Source organism: Ralstonia sp. UBA689 (assembly GCF_002298975.1).
Taxonomy (GTDB): domain Bacteria; phylum Pseudomonadota; class Gammaproteobacteria; order Burkholderiales; family Burkholderiaceae; genus Ralstonia.
On record NZ_DBMV01000021.1, the window covers coordinates 270,144 to 285,447 of the forward strand.

General features: G+C 64.5%; 15 protein-coding genes. 13 read left to right on the forward strand and 2 right to left on the reverse strand.

Going from position 1 to position 15,304, the window contains the following annotated elements; genetic code table 11:
* The first annotated feature begins 78 nt into the window (after positions 1-78).
* Entirely contained in the window at positions 79-1,176 is a 1,098-nt protein-coding gene (gene zapE, locus B4F51_RS10010; protein ID WP_296225112.1) for a cell division protein ZapE, read from the forward strand.
* A gap of 15 nt (positions 1,177-1,191) precedes the next feature.
* Here zapE and B4F51_RS10015 read toward each other — a convergent pair whose 3' ends face one another.
* Positions 1,192-2,031 (reverse strand): 2-phosphosulfolactate phosphatase, encoded by an 840-nt coding sequence (locus B4F51_RS10015; protein ID WP_296225114.1) that lies wholly within the window; start codon positions 2,029-2,031, stop codon positions 1,192-1,194.
* Between the two features lie 175 nt (positions 2,032-2,206).
* Here B4F51_RS10015 and B4F51_RS10020 point away from each other — a divergent pair, with 175 nt between their 5' ends.
* The 9 genes from B4F51_RS10020 to B4F51_RS10060 all read left to right on the forward strand — a co-directional run bounded on the left by B4F51_RS10020 (position 2,207) and on the right by B4F51_RS10060 (position 10,280).
* Positions 2,207-4,750 carry a heavy metal translocating P-type ATPase gene (locus tag B4F51_RS10020; RefSeq protein WP_296225115.1) on the forward strand — a complete coding sequence of 848 codons (2,544 nt, stop codon included), beginning with the start codon at positions 2,207-2,209 and terminating at the stop codon, positions 4,748-4,750.
* A gap of 8 nt (positions 4,751-4,758) precedes the next feature.
* Entirely contained in the window at positions 4,759-4,932 is a 174-nt protein-coding gene (gene ccoS / locus B4F51_RS10025; RefSeq protein WP_296225117.1) for a cbb3-type cytochrome oxidase assembly protein CcoS, read from the forward strand.
* A gap of 104 nt (positions 4,933-5,036) precedes the next feature.
* Positions 5,037-6,494, forward strand: coding sequence for a cytochrome-c oxidase, cbb3-type subunit I (ccoN, locus tag B4F51_RS10030; RefSeq protein ID WP_296225119.1), 1,458 nt, complete (start codon positions 5,037-5,039; stop codon positions 6,492-6,494).
* A gap of 10 nt (positions 6,495-6,504) precedes the next feature.
* On the forward strand, positions 6,505-7,182 hold the full coding sequence (gene ccoO / locus B4F51_RS10035) for a cytochrome-c oxidase, cbb3-type subunit II (RefSeq protein ID WP_296225120.1): 678 nt from the start codon (positions 6,505-6,507) through the stop codon (positions 7,180-7,182).
* Between the two features lie 3 nt (positions 7,183-7,185).
* Positions 7,186-7,368, forward strand: a complete 183-nt coding sequence (locus B4F51_RS10040; protein WP_296225121.1) for a cbb3-type cytochrome oxidase subunit 3 — start codon at positions 7,186-7,188, stop codon at positions 7,366-7,368.
* 12 nt (positions 7,369-7,380) lie between these two features.
* Positions 7,381-8,310: a cytochrome-c oxidase, cbb3-type subunit III gene (ccoP, locus tag B4F51_RS10045; protein ID WP_296225123.1), complete on the forward strand. Its 930-nt coding sequence runs from the start codon at positions 7,381-7,383 to the stop codon at positions 8,308-8,310.
* Entirely contained in the window at positions 8,307-9,770 is a 1,464-nt protein-coding gene (gene ccoG, locus B4F51_RS10050; RefSeq protein ID WP_296225124.1) for a cytochrome c oxidase accessory protein CcoG, read from the forward strand. Before ccoP ends, ccoG begins: the two co-directional genes overlap by 4 nt.
* Positions 9,771-9,801: 31 nt before the next feature.
* Complete coding sequence (locus tag B4F51_RS10055; RefSeq protein ID WP_296225126.1) at positions 9,802-10,029, forward strand: FixH family protein; 228 nt, start codon at positions 9,802-9,804, stop codon at positions 10,027-10,029.
* A complete protein-coding gene (locus B4F51_RS10060) occupies positions 10,026-10,280 on the forward strand; it encodes a hypothetical protein (protein WP_296225127.1) in 255 nt (84 codons plus the stop codon). Before B4F51_RS10055 ends, B4F51_RS10060 begins: the two co-directional genes overlap by 4 nt.
* 28 nt (positions 10,281-10,308) lie before the next feature.
* Here the strand turns inward: B4F51_RS10060 and fnr are convergent, their stop codons facing one another.
* Complete coding sequence (gene fnr / locus B4F51_RS10065) at positions 10,309-11,037, reverse strand: fumarate/nitrate reduction transcriptional regulator Fnr (protein WP_296225128.1); 729 nt, start codon at positions 11,035-11,037, stop codon at positions 10,309-10,311.
* Between the two features lie 177 nt (positions 11,038-11,214).
* On the opposite strand from fnr, the gene B4F51_RS10070 reads away from it, so the two are divergent.
* The 3 genes from B4F51_RS10070 (at position 11,215) to B4F51_RS10080 (ending at position 15,229) form a co-directional block, all read left to right on the forward strand.
* Positions 11,215-11,958 (forward strand): sulfite exporter TauE/SafE family protein, encoded by a 744-nt coding sequence (locus tag B4F51_RS10070; RefSeq protein WP_296225129.1) that lies wholly within the window; start codon positions 11,215-11,217, stop codon positions 11,956-11,958.
* A 485-nt stretch (positions 11,959-12,443) separates the two neighbouring features.
* A complete protein-coding gene (gene scpB, locus B4F51_RS10075) occupies positions 12,444-13,361 on the forward strand; it encodes an SMC-Scp complex subunit ScpB (protein ID WP_296225352.1) in 918 nt (305 codons plus the stop codon).
* An 89-nt stretch (positions 13,362-13,450) separates the two neighbouring features.
* Positions 13,451-15,229 carry a pseudouridine synthase gene (locus B4F51_RS10080; RefSeq protein WP_296225354.1) on the forward strand — a complete coding sequence of 593 codons (1,779 nt, stop codon included), beginning with the start codon at positions 13,451-13,453 and terminating at the stop codon, positions 15,227-15,229.
* The last annotated feature ends 75 nt before the right edge of the window (positions 15,230-15,304 follow it).

Consider the following 15,304-nt stretch of genomic DNA (forward strand, 5'->3'; position numbering starts at 1 on the left):
CGAGCACGATGCCCGGCGAATCCACAAGATTGCCGGGCATCAGTCCATTTGGGCCGTCGAAAGGCTGGCCCCACGCAGATGAACGTCCAGGAAACCTACCTCAAGGAACTGAAGGCCCGTGGCTATCAGCCCGACGAGGCGCAACAGCGTGCCGTCGATCGCTTGCAGCGGTGCTATGACGAATGGGTGGCCTACAAGGCCCGGCGCTCGAATGCGCTGCGCAAGATGCTTGTCCACCCGGATTTGCCGCGCGGCATCTACATGTGGGGCGGGGTGGGGCGCGGCAAGTCGTTCCTGATGGACGCCTTCTATGCCTGCGTGCCGGTGGTGCGCAAGACGCGCTTGCACTTTCATGAATTCATGCGCGAGGTGCATCGCCAGCTCGAAGACCTGCGTGGCCGCCCCGATCCGCTCGATGAGCTTGCGCGTCGCATCGCCAAGCGCTTTCGCCTGATCTGCTTTGACGAGTTCCACGTCAACGACGTTGCTGACGCGATGATCCTGTATCGCTTGCTGGATCAGCTCTTTGCCAACGGCGTGCAGTTTGTGATGACGTCCAATTACCGGCCGGACTTGCTGTACCCGGACGGACTGCACCGTGACCGAGTGCTGCCTGCCATCGCGCTGCTGCAGCAAAAGCTGGACATCCTCAACGTGGATGCCGGTATCGACTATCGCAAGCGCGCTATGGAACAGGTGCAGGCGTATCACACGCCGCTGGGCGCCAAGGCCAATTCGGCATTGCGCGATGCGTTTGTGGCGGTGGCGGAAGTGCCGGACGAATCACCGGTGCTGCACATCGAGCACCGCGAAATCCGTGCACAGCGCAAGGCGGGCGGGGTGGTGTGGTTCGATTTCGCCACGCTGTGTGGCGGCCCGCGTTCGCAGAACGACTATCTGGAAATCGCCTCGCGTTTCCATACGGTCATCCTGGCCGAAGTGCCCAGGATGACGCCGCGCATGGCGTCCGAGGCACGCCGATTCACGTGGCTGATCGACGTGTTTTACGACCACAAGGTCAAGCTGCTGATGTCGGCCGAGGTACCCGCCGACGAGCTATATGTTGAAGGCCAGATGGCCAACGAATTCCACCGCACGGTGTCGCGCATCATCGAGATGCAGTCGCGCGAATACCTCGAAGCGCCTCGGCGCGAAGTTGATACCTCGCTGACCTGAGCGTTCGCCTGCCGCTCAGTGCGAGAGCGGTGGATTGCGGTGTGCCGATGGTACGGGTGATGGCCGCAGGTTTGCGCCGAAGAAATCCTGCGCAACGCTTTCGTTCTTGCGGTTGACGTTGCGGAACGCGCCTTCGACCAGCATGGGGGCAACGTTGCTCACATCGGTTTGTGAGGCGATGGTCACGTCCTCCGCAAAGCCGCGTTCGCACAGTTCGCGGCCCGACACGGAATCGAGTAGCCACGCCTTCATCATTCCGATCTGTGACGCTTCGCGATAGACCGCGCGGGCGGCAAGCGCCTCCGGCGACAGGGCTTGCGGCAGGAAGCCCGCGACCGTTTCCGACAGATGGTGCACGATGGCGCCGGCCGCGAGCCAGTCCTCCAGGGCCGGGCGCAGGCTGCCGTCGGCCCAGCGTTCGCCTGAAGCCACCACGGCCACGCGGCGGCCGAGCCGCGTCGCGGCTTCCGCAACGGCGCGTGCGTTGCGCAAGCAGCCGGCAAACGTCGGCGTTGAGCCAGTCACCAGCGCAAGCGTCGCGCCATTGGGGGAAGGCAGGACCAAGCTACTGCCCATCGGCAGTTCCTTGAGCGAGGAGGGCGACAGCGTATAGCCCGGCTGGTTGCGATTGGTGCCGGCCAGCATGGCGCCGGCGCGGCGGGCGAACGTTTCGGCACTGCCGTCGCGCCATGGATATGGGTAGATGCGTGCACCGCGTCCTACGGCAATGTCGACGCAGGTGCAAAAGGACAGCACGTCCACCACGATGACCGCGTCGCAATGCGGCGCCAGCGCGGATGCCCCATGCTCGCCCCACTCGCAGTGGACGTTGTACAGGCTGAACTCGGTTGCCATGGCGCCCTCCTGTTTGCCTGGTCCAGCTATCACTATAGGAGGCATCTTTCTTTGCGGGAGGACAGGTGGTCGCCTAGAGTGCTGCAAGAATCGCATGCTCCGTCTAATTTTTAGTGGGCCGCACTTGACTCGTATCAAAGGTTGCCCAAGGGATGCTGGCTAGCATCGCCTCATAATGACGACGACACTCGCCCCCACCCTCCCAACCACGCCGGTTGTCGGTACCAGTGCGCCCCTAGTGGCCAATGGCGCGGGCGCATCGCACGTCTCCTGCTATCACTGCGGATCACCACTGGATGGCGCCACCGCGCTCCACGGCAACATCGCCGGCCAATCCCATGACTTCTGCTGCGCGGGCTGCCAGACCGTCGCGCTGACGCTGCACGCCTCCGGCATGGGCCACGTCTATGACGGTCCGGTCGCTTTTGCCAAACCCATCGACGGCGACCGCCGCGCCGAAGCCGAAGGCGTATGGTCGACCTATGACCTGCCGGTCATGCGCGAGCGCTTTGTCCGCGCGCGCCCCGACGGTACGGAGGACTTCTCGCTCGTCATCAGCGGTATGCGCTGTGCGGCATGTGTATGGCTGATCGAGCGGGCCTTGTCGCGCGTGGCGGGTGTTCGCGAAGCGACGGTCAATTACGCCACCGAACGCGCCCGCATCGTCAGCGAAGCGGGCGCCGTGCGGCTGTCCGAAGTGTTTGCCGCCATCGCCGACGTGGGTTACGAGGCATGGCCAGACCAGCCTTCGGCTCGTCGTACAGCCGAGGCGCGTGAACGCCGCAGCCTGCTGATCCGCCTGGGGCTCGCGATGCTCGGGATGATGCAGGTGATGATGTATGCGTGGCCGGTCTATCTGCACGGCGGCGACATCCCTGCCGACCAAACCCGGCTGATGCAGTGGGCGAGCCTGGTGCTGACGACGCCGGTAGTGCTGATCTCTGCCGGGCCCATCTTCCGCAACGCGTGGCAGCAGGTGCGGCGCGCGCACGTCGGCATGGACGTGCCGGTGGCGCTCGGTGTCGGGGCGGCATTTATTGCCAGCGTGTTGGCCACTGTGCACGGCCATGGCGAAACGTATTTCGACTCGGTGACGATGTTCGTCGCCTTCCTTTTGGCGGCGCGTTATCTTGAATTGCGCGCGCGGCAGAGCGCAGCCTCCGGGGCGGAGGCGTTGGTGCGCCAGTTGCCGGCCACGTGTCGCCGTGTTGATGCTGCGTCCGATGCAGCCGAGACCATCCCCGTGGCCACCCTGCAAGCAGGGGACTGCGTGGAAGTGCGCGCCGGCGAAGTGCTTCCCGCCGACGGCATCATCGAGCGCGGCGCCACCGAGATCGACGAATCCCTGCTCTCGGGAGAGAGCCTCCCGCGCCCGCGCGACGTTGGCGATGCTGTCCTGGCGGGCAGCTACAACGTCGCCAGCGCCATCCGCGTGCGCGTGAACCGCGTCGGCACGCAGACGCGCCTGGCGGCGATTGTCGATCTGCTCGACCGCGCACTGACCGCCAAGCCGCGCATGGCCGAACTTGCGGATCGGGTGGCGGGGCGGTTTGTCGCCGTACTGCTTGGCTGGGCACTGCTCACCGCCATCGCCTGGTGGTGGATCGACCCGAGCCGCATGTTCGCGGTCACCGTGGCCGTGCTGGTGGTGAGCTGCCCGTGCGCATTGTCGTTGGCGACGCCGTCAGCGCTGGCAGCGGCCAGCGGTGCCCTGGCCCGGCGCGGCGTGCTGGTTACGCGCGGCCATGCGATCGAAAGCCTTGCGGCCGTCACCGACGTCCTCCTCGACAAGACCGGAACGCTGACGGAAGGTCGCCTGCGCCTGCTCAGCATCGAGACCCTTGCGGATGTCGATGCCGAAACCTGTCTTGCCATGGCGTGTGCGATGGAGCAGTCGGAGAACCATCCGGTCGCGCAATCGCTGCGCGCCGGCGGGACGGAGTCGATGGTGCTGCCCGCCGTGTGGGATGCAACCAACGTGCCGGGGCAGGGCGTGCATGCGCAGGTTGACGGCCAGGTGCTGCGATTGGGCTCCCGGCCGTTCGCGGCCGCTCACTATGCCGATCAGCCGGTAAAGACCACCTGCTATGGCAGCGGAACGCCACTGGAAGAGGTGCCGCCCGAGGCTGCCTGCACCGTGATCTGGTTGGGCCGTGACGGACAACCGCTGGCCCGTTTCATCCTCGCCGACACGCCGCGTGCCGATGCGCCCGCCTGCCTGCAGGCGCTCCGCGCGCAGGGCCTGCGTCTGCATCTTGTTTCCGGCGATGCGTCGGAGACCGTGCACTGGTGGGCCAATCGCCTCGGTATTGACCACGCCGTGGGCGGCGCCAGCCCCGAAGACAAGCGCGCCTATGTGCAGAAGCTCCAGGCGGGTGGCGCGCGCGTGCTGGCTGTCGGCGACGGCATCAACGATGCGCCGCTGCTTGCGCAGGCGCAGGTCTCGATTGCCATCGGCAGCGGCGCCGCGCTGGCCCAGGCTGGCGCTGATGCCATTCTCACCGAGCCGCGCCTGTCCGGCATCAGCGAGGCCGTGTCGATCGGCCGCCGCACGCTGCGCGTGGTGCGCCAGAACCTCGGCTGGGCCTTTGCCTACAACGCGATCAGCATTCCGCTCGCTACGCTGGGGTGGTTGTCGCCGCTGGTTGCGGGCATCGGCATGTCGGTGTCGTCGCTGCTGGTGGCGCTCAATGCGTGGCGCCTGTCGCGCGCGGTCTAGGAGGCGGCATGGAAACGCTGTTCCTGTTGATTCCGTTGTCGCTGATGCTCGTTTTGGCCATCGTCGGCGCGCTGTGGTGGGCGGTCGGCTCGGGCCAGTACGACGACCTGAAGGCGCCCGCGGAGTCGATTCTGCTTGACCCGGACACACCAACCCCGCGCGACACAGGGCTGCGCGACTGAACGGCTTAACCACAATGGCCGGGGTGCCTTGATGCACGTCAAGACCTCCAGGTCGTCGGATTCTTAACATGACCGCATCAAACCAACTACCTTGGGGAGCAAGCATGGAATCATCCAGCGCGTTGCAGCACACCCAGACCTTCAACTACCGCGTTATCCGCCAGTTCTCGATCATGACGATCGTCTGGGGCATCGTCGGTATGGCGGTCGGTGCGCTGATCGCGGCCCAGTTGATCTGGCCGCAACTGAACTTCGGTGTGCCCTGGCTGACGTACGGTCGGCTGCGTCCGCTGCATACCAATGCCGTCATCTTCGCGTTTGGCGGTAGCGCGCTGTTTGCCACGTCGTACTACGTCGTGCAGCGCACGTGTCAGGTGCGCTTGCTCTCCGACACGCTGGCGGCCTTTACGTTCTGGGGCTGGCAGGCGGTGATCGTGGCGGCGGCCATCACGCTGCCGATGGGTTTCACCAGCTCGAAGGAATACGCGGAGCTGGAATGGCCGATCGACATCCTCATCACCATCGTGTGGGTGGTCTACGCCGTCGTGTTCTTCGGCACGATCCTCAAGCGCAAGACCCGGCACATCTATGTGGCCAACTGGTTCTTCGGCGCTTACATCATCACGATCGCGCTGCTGCACATCGTCAACAACGCCGAGCTGCCGGTGTCGATGTGGAAATCCTATTCGGCCTATGCAGGCGTGCAGGATGCGATGGTGCAGTGGTGGTACGGCCACAACGCGGTGGGCTTCTTCCTGACCACCAGCTTCCTGGGGATGATGTATTACTTCGTGCCCAAGCAGGCCGAGCGTCCGATCTATTCGTATCGCCTCTCGATCGTGCACTTCTGGGCGCTGAACTTCACCTACATGTGGGCGGGCCCGCACCACCTCCAGTACACGTCGCTGCCCGACTGGGCGCAGTCGCTGGGCATGGTGTTCTCGCTGATCCTCTTGGCCCCGTCGTGGGGCGGCATGATCAACGGGATCATGACCCTGTCGGGTGCCTGGCACAAACTGCGCACTGATCCGATCCTGAAGTTCCTGGTGGTGGCGCTGTCGTTCTACGGCATGGCGACGTTCGAAGGCTCGATGATGTCCATCAAGACCGTCAACGCGCTGTCGCACTACACCGACTGGACCATTGGCCACGTGCACTCCGGCGCGCTGGGCTGGGTGGCGATGATCACCATCGGCTCGATGTATTACATGATCCCGCGCCTGTTTGGTCAGCAGAAGATGTACAGCACGCGCCTGATCGAGGTGCACTTCTGGGTGGCGACCATCGGCGTGGTGCTCTACATCTCCGCCATGTGGGTCGCTGGCGTCATGCAAGGCCTGATGTGGCGTGCCACCGAAGCCGACGGTACGCTCACCTACAGCTTTGTCGAGGCGGTGAAGGCAACGTATCCGTTCTACCTGATCCGTCTGGCCGGTGGCCTGTGCTTCCTGGGCGGCATGCTGCTGATGGCATTCAACGTCTTCAAGACCATCCAGGGCAGCAAGGCAGTGGATGCGCCGATTCCTCAACCCGCCCAGGCCCCATTGGCCGCGGCACAGTGAGGAGATGAGCATGAGCAACCAATCCAACAATCGCTTCTTTACGCACGAGACGCTGGAAAAGAACATTGGCCTGCTGATCGTGATGACACTTGTCGTGGTCAGCATTGCCGGTCTGGTGCAGATCGTGCCGCTGTTCTTCCAGCATTCGACCACCGAGCCGGTCAAGGGTATTGCGCCGTATTCGCCGCTGCGGCTGGCGGGGCGCGATATCTACATCCGCGAAGGCTGTGTCGGCTGTCACTCGCAGCAGGTGCGCACGCTGCGCGCCGAGACCGAGCGCTATGGCCACTATTCGCTGGCCGGCGAGTCGGTCTACGACCACCCGTTCCTGTGGGGCTCGAAGCGCACCGGCCCGGATCTGGCACGCGTTGGTCAACGCTATTCGGACGACTGGCACCGCATCCACCTGCGTGACCCGCGCGCAGTGGTGCCCGAGTCGAACATGCCTTCCTACGCCTGGCTCGCCAAGACGCCGCTGAACAACAGCGACATCGAAAAGAAGATGCAAGTGCTGCGCAAGCTCGGCGTGCCCTACACGGATGCACAGATTGCTGGCGCACGCGAGCAGCTTGTCGGCAAGACCGAGGAAGACGCCGTGGTGGCCTTTCTGCAGGGCCTGGGCGTGGAAATGCGCAACTTACGCGATGTGGCTGCAGCACCGTCCGCCACCGTTGCAGCAGGGGAGTGAGCCATGGCCATGTTGAGCGCAATCTCTACTGCAGTCTTTCTGGTGCTGTTCGTGTGCATCAGTTGGTGGGCGTTCTCCGCGCATCGTCGCGCCGCGAACGAGGAGTCGGCCATGTTGCCGTTCCTGCTGCCCGATGAAGCCGAGGTCGCCGGTGCACGCGTAGACGCGTCGCGCCCACATCAATAAGGACATCGAATCATGAGCGACTTCATTTCCGAGTTCTGGGGGTATTACATCGCAGCGATTGCCCTGGTGGGCATCGTGTGGTGTGTCTGGCTGCTGTTCTCGCAGCGGCGTATCCAGGTCGCGCCGGGCCAGAATGCCGGCGACGATACCGGCCACGTGTGGGACGGCGACCTGCGCGAGCTGAACAACCCGCTGCCGCGCTGGTGGATGTGGATGTTCCTGCTGTCGTGCATCTTTGCCTTGACGTATCTGATCCTGTATCCGGGTCTGGGCGCGTTTGGCGGTGTGCTGGGTTTCTCCACGCGCGGCGAACTGGCCGCGCAGCGTGCCGATGCCGACGCGAAGGTGCGACCGCTCTATGCGCGCTATGCGTCCATGGACATCAAGCAGATCGCCGCCGATCCGCAGGCACGCGAGATCGGCCAGCGTCTGTTCCTGAACAACTGCGCGCAATGCCATGGGTCGGACGCGGGCGGCTCGAAGGGCTTCCCGAATCTGACCGACAACGACTGGCTGTACGGCGGTGATCCGGAGACGATCCTCACCACCATCACCAAGGGCCGTCATGGCGTCATGCCGTCGTTGGCCGCCGTGGTGGATGGCAACCAGGCCGTCAACGTCGCCAACTACGTGCGCTCGCTGTCGGGCCTGTCCTACGATCCGATCAAGGCCTCGCGTGGCGAGTCGACCTTCAAGACGGTCTGTGCGGCCTGCCACACGGCCACCGGCAAGGGCAACCAGGCACTCGGCGCGCCGAACCTGACCGACCGCGTCTGGTTGTACGGCAGTGCGGAGGCGACCATCGTCGAGACCATCCTCAAGGGCCGCGACAACACGATGCCAGCGCATGAGAATCTGCTCTCGCCGGAGAAGATCCGCATGCTGGCGGCCTACGTGTGGGGGCTGTCGAACACTGGCACTAGCGCGAGCGCCCAGCAATGAGTGACCAAGAACCCGCCTGGCGCCCGATGACGCCTGCCACTACGGCGGCAGGCGCCGATGATGCGCCGACCGAGCAGATGCTCTACGAGGTGCGGCGCAAGATCTATCCGCGCGCCGTGACTGGAGCCTTCGCGCGCTGGCGCGTTTGGCTGGTGCTGGCCACGCAGGCCATCTTCTACGGCCTGCCGTGGTTCCAGTGGAACGGGCGCCAAGCCGTGCTGTTCGACTTGGGCGCACGCAAGTTCTACCTGTTCGGTTTGGTGTTGTGGCCGCAGGACGTGATTTACCTGACGTTGCTGCTGGTGCTGTCGGCGCTGGGGCTGTTCCTGTTTACGGCGATAGCGGGGCGGCTATTCTGCGGGTACGCCTGTCCGCAGACGGTCTACACCGAAATCTTCATGTGGATCGAGCGGCATATCGAAGGCGACCGCTTCGCCCGCATCCGCCTGGACGGCGAGCGTTGGAGTCTGCGCAAGCTGCGACTGAAGACCGCCAAGCACGCGGCCTGGGTGCTGATCGCGTTGTGGACGGGCTTCTCCTTCGTTGGCTTCTTCACGCCGATCCGCGAACTCGGCATGGAGGTGTGGACCCTTTCGCTCGGCCCCTGGCAGACCTTCTGGATGCTGTTCTACGCGTTCGCCACCTGGGGTAACGCGGGCTTCATGCGCGAGCAGGTATGCCGCTACATGTGCCCGTATGCGCGCTTCCAGAGCGTGATGGTCGACCCCGATACCTACGTCGTCACGTACGACACACAGCGCGGCGAGCCGCGCGGCAGCCGTTCACGCAACGCCGACTTTGCAGCGCAAGGCCTCGGCGCATGCGTGGACTGCAGCATCTGTGTGCAAGTGTGCCCGACGGGCATCGACATCCGCGAGGGTCTGCAGTACGAGTGCATTGGCTGCGGTGCCTGTATCGACGCCTGTGATCAGGTGATGGACAAGATGCGCTACCCGCGCGGCCTGATCCGCTACACGACCGAACGCTCGATACGCGACCGGCTTACCCCGCAGCAGACACGCCAGCACTTGTTGCGTCCTCGCGTGCTGGTCTACACCGGGATCATGCTGGTGCTCATCGCGGGCTTCGTAACGGCATTGGCGATGCGCAAGCCACTCAAGGTGGACGTGATCCGCGATCGTGGCGCGCTGGCGCGCGAAGTGGATGGCGATAAGATCGAAAACGTCTATCGTCTGCAGTTGATGAATGCGTCCGAGCATCCCGTTCGCGTGACCGTGACCGCCGAAGGCCTGCCGCAATTGCAGGTGCTCGGTGGCCGTGGCGAATCGACGACGCTTGAACTGGCGCCGGCGGCCAATCGGCTCTTGCCTGTGCTGGTGCGTCGCCCGGCCGACGACGTGCCGCCCGGCTCGCATAAGATCAGTTTCGTCATCCAGGCAGATGACGGCAGCGAAAGCCTCGTGCTGCGTGAGCCGTCGAGCTTCATCGTGCCGCGCTGACGCGGCATCCCATACACGAGAGGAGGCACAGATGCACGCAACGCAATCTTCCGCACCCGCCAACCCGTGGTGGCGCGAGCCTTGGCCGTGGCTGCTGATGGCGGGCCCCCTTGTCGCCATGATCGGCTGCGGTGTGACCATCTGGCTGGCTGTGTCGCATCCCGATCCGGTCATCCAGGACAACGTCGTGCGGCGCGGGCTGGTCGTCGAGAAGAGCACCACCGTGCCGGCGCACGCCGCTCACGGGGAGGTCCGATGAAACGCCGCCTGCTGATGTGGATTCTGTGGCCGGCGTTTATCTGCGCCGCGCTCGCCGAGCTGGTCGTTTTTGCCGTGGTGGACCCGGCGGATCTACGTTTCTTCGGCGAGCAGATCACGGTGTCGGCCGAGGCGGTCTACACGGTGTCGTTCTTTGTGTTCTGGTTGCTGTGCGGATTGTCGAGCGCGCTCACGCTGTATGTGTCACCGGGCATCGGCAAGCTGGAGGCACATGAGCATCCGCTCGTGTGAGCGGGTGCTCAGGAATTGACGAGGCGACTCAGGCGGCCTGGCCGCTCATGACCTGGCGCAGGCCGGCCATATCGACCAGTTTGACGTGGCGCTGGCGGATCTGGATCAGGCCTGCCTCGGCAAAGCGAGAGAACAGGCGGCTGACGGTTTCGAGCTTCAGGCCCAGGTAGCTGCCGAGTTCCTCGCGGCTCATGCGCAGCACGAACTCGGTCGACGAGTACCCGCGCTGCGCGGAGCGTTTGGACAGGTTGAGCAGGAATGCAGCAAGGCGCTCCTCGGCGCGCATTGAGCCGAGCGTGAGCAGCATCAGGTGGTCCTGCGAGATTTCCTTGCTCATGAGGCGCAGGAACTGATGCTGCAGCGAAGGCAGCCGGCGTGAGAGCTGTTGCAGTTGGTCGTACCGCACCACGCAGACTTCGGTGTCTTCCAGCGCGGTGGCGTCTGACACATGGCGCATCTCGCCGATGCCGTCAAGCCCGACGATCTCGCCCGGCAAATGGAACCCCGTGATCTGGTGGCGGCCATCTTCGAGCGTCACGTGCGTCTTGAGCGTGCCGAACCGAATGCCGTACACGCCCTCAAGCGGCTCGCCAAGGGCGTAGAGCGTCTGCCCCTTCTTGATGCGGATGCGCTCGGTCACCAGTTCATCCATTTTCCGCACGTCGTCCGAATTCATTCCCACTGGCAGGCAGATTTGCCCAAGGACGCAGGTCGAACAACGCGAGGCTTGGTCGGAGAGTGCGATTCGTGTGAGCACGGGGGCGACTGGATTTCGAAGAGGTGGAATGAGGAATTCTTATGGTGTAACCGCCGCTTATTATAGCGGCGACCTTGCTGTCATCGGATATTTCCGACTAGGTGAATCACGTGGAATGCATTTGATTCGCGACAGCGGAACACGGACTTTGGCCCATATCAAAAGAGTGTCAAGAAGATGAATGTCGCGGCGCTGGTGAGTGTCTTCCTGATTGCACTGCTCGGAGGTGTGCACTGCCTGGCGATGTGCAGCGGCATCGCGCTGGCGGCCGAGCGCGGGGCGGTGGCCGTGCGCATCGTCTCGCGTCGCCGGCTTTGGTTCGAGCAGGTGGTCATGCATCTGGGGCGGCTCAGCATGTATGCGCTGCTGGGCTCGATCATGGGGGCGCTGGGAGCGACGGTCTGGCGACAGCAGTGGCTGCCGATCCAGCGGGGCCTGTTTGCCTTGGCCAGCGCGCTACTGCTGGTCTATGGCCTCCTGTTGCTGGTGCGCACGACCGGGGATGCCTGGCGCAGCGTGTGGCTTGAGCGAGTGCTTGGTCGTCTTGCGGGCGGCCTGTCGCGCTTGGCCGCTCGGCTGGGCGGCAGTTTGCGTCAACGCCCGCCGTTGGTTCGGCGCTATGTCACGGGGTTGGCCTGGGGACTTGTGCCGTGTGGCATGGTCTACGGGGCGCTGGCCGTCGCGTTGCTGGCGGGCAACGCAGCCTCCGGAGCCGTGGTGATGCTCGCTTTTGGTGTGGGCACGCTGCCGAATCTGCTGATGATGTCGGGGTTGGCCGGCTGGCTGCGCGGGCTGTCGCGCCAGCGGTGGGCGCGTGGCGTGGCGGGTGCCCTGATCGCCGCATTCGGAATCTGGGGGCTGGCACACGCGGTATGGCTGCCGGAGATGTTGAATGCACACGGCTTCTGTCTCGTGCTGTAGCCGTTTGAAGCACCTGCAGACCGCCGCCCGGCCCGGGATACGGTAATAGGGCATCTTCCCGGTTGCGGCGCCGCGGGAAATTGCCCTACAATCAACGACAATTCGACTCGCCCCCCGCGCAGATCAACAATCCCAAGCGCGGCGCCAGGCGACGCCATCCAGCGGTACAGCTACCCTGGACAGTCGGTTCGGGCAGGTTGCCAGTTTTCGTTGACAGCCGTCCGGTGCAGCATCCGTCCCCATGGCGGCGGAAGAAATTGCCCTAGTGGTGCCTGACCGGCACCGGATCAACTCGCTCCTCCGGCCCTTTTGCGGGCACAGCCGCTGCGTTTCGGTGCAAGGACCAATTGGATCAATTGGTCCTCGTGCGCCAAGCCCGGGCGGGCAGCAGTATTCAGATCGGCCGCGTGCTTCGCGGCGGAACGACAAACCTCAAGCGTGACGGCAACTTGCCGAGCGCGAGCAATGACGAACTGCTCAACTCGATGAATACCCAAGAGGCGAAAATCGTCCTCGAGACCGCGCTGATCTGCGCGCAGGACCCGTTGCGAGTCAATGACTTGCGCAAGCTGTTCGACGAAGATGTTTCCGCAGACACCATCCGTGTGCTGCTGGAAGAACTGCGTCAGGACTGGCTCGATCGCGGTGTTGAACTGGTTGCGCTGGCCTCAGGCTGGCGCCTGCAGAGCCGCCCCGAGATGCGCGTATATCTCGACCGCCTGCATCCGGAGAAGCCGCCAAAGTATTCACGCGCCGTGATGGAAACGCTGGCGATCATCGCCTATCGCCAACCGGTCACGCGCGGCGACATCGAAGACATTCGCGGCGTTACGGTCAATACGCAGGTCATCAAGCAGGTCGAGGACCGTGGCTGGATCGAAGTGATTGGTCACCGTGACGTACCGGGTCGCCCGGCGTTGTATGCGACCACTAAGCAGTTCCTGGACGACCTTGGTCTGCGCTCGCTGGACGAACTGCCGCCGCTGGAAGATGCCCGCGCTCAGGCGCAGGCGAGCCTGCTTGAGCAAGGCGCCATTGAGTTTGAGGGCGGCGCCATCGCGGTGGAGGAGTTGACTGCATTGGTCAACGAGGCGCCGGCCGCGGAGGCGAGTGCGGAAGATGCTGAGGCCTCGCCGGCAGGTTTGGGTGAGCCGCTAACTGACGAGGTTTCGGAGGGCGATGTGCCGACCGAGTCGGCAGAGGTCGAGCCGGTCGCGGCAGAGGCTGCTAGCGAGCTGGGGGCGGTTGCCGAGGCGCGCGAATGGCCGGAAGCAGCTTTCTCTGCGGAGGCCGAGGCGCGCGACACCGCCGCAATTGAAGTGGAGCCAGAGGCCGGTCAGCCGGAAGATAAGCCGAAGGCGGCTGCCGAGCCGTCGTCGGCCTCCGAGAACGAACACCTGTAATGCCATGCCGGCCGCCCGATCGGCGCATGGCCTGAACCCTTGATTTGAAAGACGTTGTGAGCACCCAGCCAGATTCCATGGATACACGTATGCCGGCCGATGCCGACGCTTCGTCGCCCCGACAAGAGGGCGGCGACGGAACCGAGTCGACCGCTCGCCGCAAGGGGCTGCGCAGAGGCTTGCGCAACCTCGTGGCTTCCCGCCGTCAGCAGCAGGACAATCGCCCGGAGGGCGAGGCAGTTGATGTGGCTGCTACCGACAGCGGTCAGCCGGCGCAGTCGCGCAAGAGTCGAGCGCCGCGAGCGCGCAAGCCCAAGGAGGCCGAAAGTGTCGAGCCGGCGGCTGTGGTGGAAGCCGTAGCACCCGCCGAGCAGGCCGCTGCCGAGGGCCAGGGCGAGCGACGTGGCCCGCGCGGCCGTTTCGGCAAGACCCGCCGCCGCCAGGGCGAGGGTCAGCCGGCGGGCGAACGTGCCGAAAATGCCGGCGGCAAGCAAGCCAATGGTGGTCGCGGTAAGGGGCAGAACCGCAACGGCAAGCCGCAGGGCAAGGCCGGTGGTCAGAATCGGGGTGGTACTGGTGGCGATCGGGGTGGTAAGAATGCCCGAGGCAACAAGGGCTCCGATGATGTCTTCCAGTACGTAATTTCCGGGGCATATGATTCGGAAGCGGATGCGGGAGGCGGTTCGCAGTCGACCAAGGTGCGCGAACTGACTGCTGAGGACGATGCCCCCAAGCTGCACAAGATCCTGGCCGACGCGGGCCTTGGCTCGCGCCGCGACATGGAAGACCTGATCCTGCAGGGGCGCGTTTCCGTGAACGGCCTGCCGGCGCACATCGGCCAGCGCATTCTTGAGGCCGACCAGGTGCGCGTGAACGGCAAGCTGATTCAGCGTAAGCTGCCCGGCAAGCCGCCGCGCTTGCTGCTGTACCACAAGCCGGCCGGCGAGATCGTCAGCCAATCCGATCCGGAAGGCCGTCCGACCGTGTTCGACGCGCTGCCGCGCATGAAGACCGGCAAGTGGGTCGCCGTCGGCCGCCTGGACTTCAACACTGAAGGCCTGCTGATCTTTACCACCTCTGGTGATATCGCCAACCGCTTCATGCACCCGCGCTACGGTGTCGAGCGTGAATACGCGGTGCGCACGCTGGGTGAGCTGGCCGAAACCGATCGCCAGAAGTTGCTTCACGGCGTCCAGCTGCAAGATGGTGAAGCCAACTTCCTGCGTTGCGTCGATGGTGGCGGTGAGGGTGTCAACCACTGGTATCACGTTGCCCTGACCGAAGGTCGCAACCGCGAAGTGCGTCGCATGTTCGAGGCGGTCAACCTGACGGTGTCACGTCTGATTCGCACGCGTTACGGCAGCTTTGTGCTGCCGCGTGGCCTCAAGCGCGGGCGCTGGCAGGAAGTGCCGGCCGAAGACGTGCGCACTTTGATGGGCACGCTGGGCATGAAGGTGCCCTCGGCAGGTTCGGGTGGTCAGAATCGCCCGGGGAATCGCCGCCGCGAGTCGGCACCGGTACTGATGGGGCCGATGTCCTCGGGCTTCACCGGCGAAGCCAACTTCCAGTCGCGCGGTCTGGGCATCGAGAACGGCAACCGTGCGCAGCCCGCGCCGCGCCGCCAGTCCAATCCGCGCCAGCCGGACCCGATGCAGACATCGATGGGTTACATCAATGTCGGCGGCCCGACCACATTGACGGCGCGCACTCGCACGGGTGGCCGGCCGGACGGCCGTGGTGCCACCGGCGGCAGCATGCGTGACGGTAACCGTGTGCCGGGCAACAAGCGTCCGGGTAAGGGCGGCGGCGGTATGCCAAATGGCAATAAGGCGCGCGGTGGCGGCGGTAAACGCGGCGGCAAGCGTTGAGAATGGTGGCGTTGTGTGCGGTATCCGTCGCAACGTCCCATTCCGTGATGCACTTGGGGCAGTTTTTGCGTTTTG

What these genes read in the sequence shown, in the direction of transcription:
- zapE (WP_296225112.1), top strand. Translation starts at nt 79, where the DNA reads ATGAACGTCCAGGAAACCTACCTCAAGGAACTGAAGGCCCGTGGCTAT.
- B4F51_RS10015 (WP_296225114.1), bottom strand. Translation starts at nt 2,031, where the DNA reads ATGGCAACCGAGTTCAGCCTGTACAACGTCCACTGCGAGTGGGGCGAG.
- B4F51_RS10020 (WP_296225115.1), top strand. Translation starts at nt 2,207, where the DNA reads ATGACGACGACACTCGCCCCCACCCTCCCAACCACGCCGGTTGTCGGT.
- ccoS (WP_296225117.1), top strand. Translation starts at nt 4,759, where the DNA reads ATGGAAACGCTGTTCCTGTTGATTCCGTTGTCGCTGATGCTCGTTTTG.
- ccoN (WP_296225119.1), top strand. Translation starts at nt 5,037, where the DNA reads ATGGAATCATCCAGCGCGTTGCAGCACACCCAGACCTTCAACTACCGC.
- ccoO (WP_296225120.1), top strand. Translation starts at nt 6,505, where the DNA reads ATGAGCAACCAATCCAACAATCGCTTCTTTACGCACGAGACGCTGGAA.
- B4F51_RS10040 (WP_296225121.1), top strand. Translation starts at nt 7,186, where the DNA reads ATGGCCATGTTGAGCGCAATCTCTACTGCAGTCTTTCTGGTGCTGTTC.
- ccoP (WP_296225123.1), top strand. Translation starts at nt 7,381, where the DNA reads ATGAGCGACTTCATTTCCGAGTTCTGGGGGTATTACATCGCAGCGATT.
- ccoG (WP_296225124.1), top strand. Translation starts at nt 8,307, where the DNA reads ATGAGTGACCAAGAACCCGCCTGGCGCCCGATGACGCCTGCCACTACG.
- B4F51_RS10055 (WP_296225126.1), top strand. Translation starts at nt 9,802, where the DNA reads ATGCACGCAACGCAATCTTCCGCACCCGCCAACCCGTGGTGGCGCGAG.
- B4F51_RS10060 (WP_296225127.1), top strand. Translation starts at nt 10,026, where the DNA reads ATGAAACGCCGCCTGCTGATGTGGATTCTGTGGCCGGCGTTTATCTGC.
- B4F51_RS10070 (WP_296225129.1), top strand. Translation starts at nt 11,215, where the DNA reads ATGAATGTCGCGGCGCTGGTGAGTGTCTTCCTGATTGCACTGCTCGGA.
- scpB (WP_296225352.1), top strand. Translation starts at nt 12,444, where the DNA reads ATGAATACCCAAGAGGCGAAAATCGTCCTCGAGACCGCGCTGATCTGC.
- B4F51_RS10080 (WP_296225354.1), top strand. Translation starts at nt 13,451, where the DNA reads ATGCCGGCCGATGCCGACGCTTCGTCGCCCCGACAAGAGGGCGGCGAC.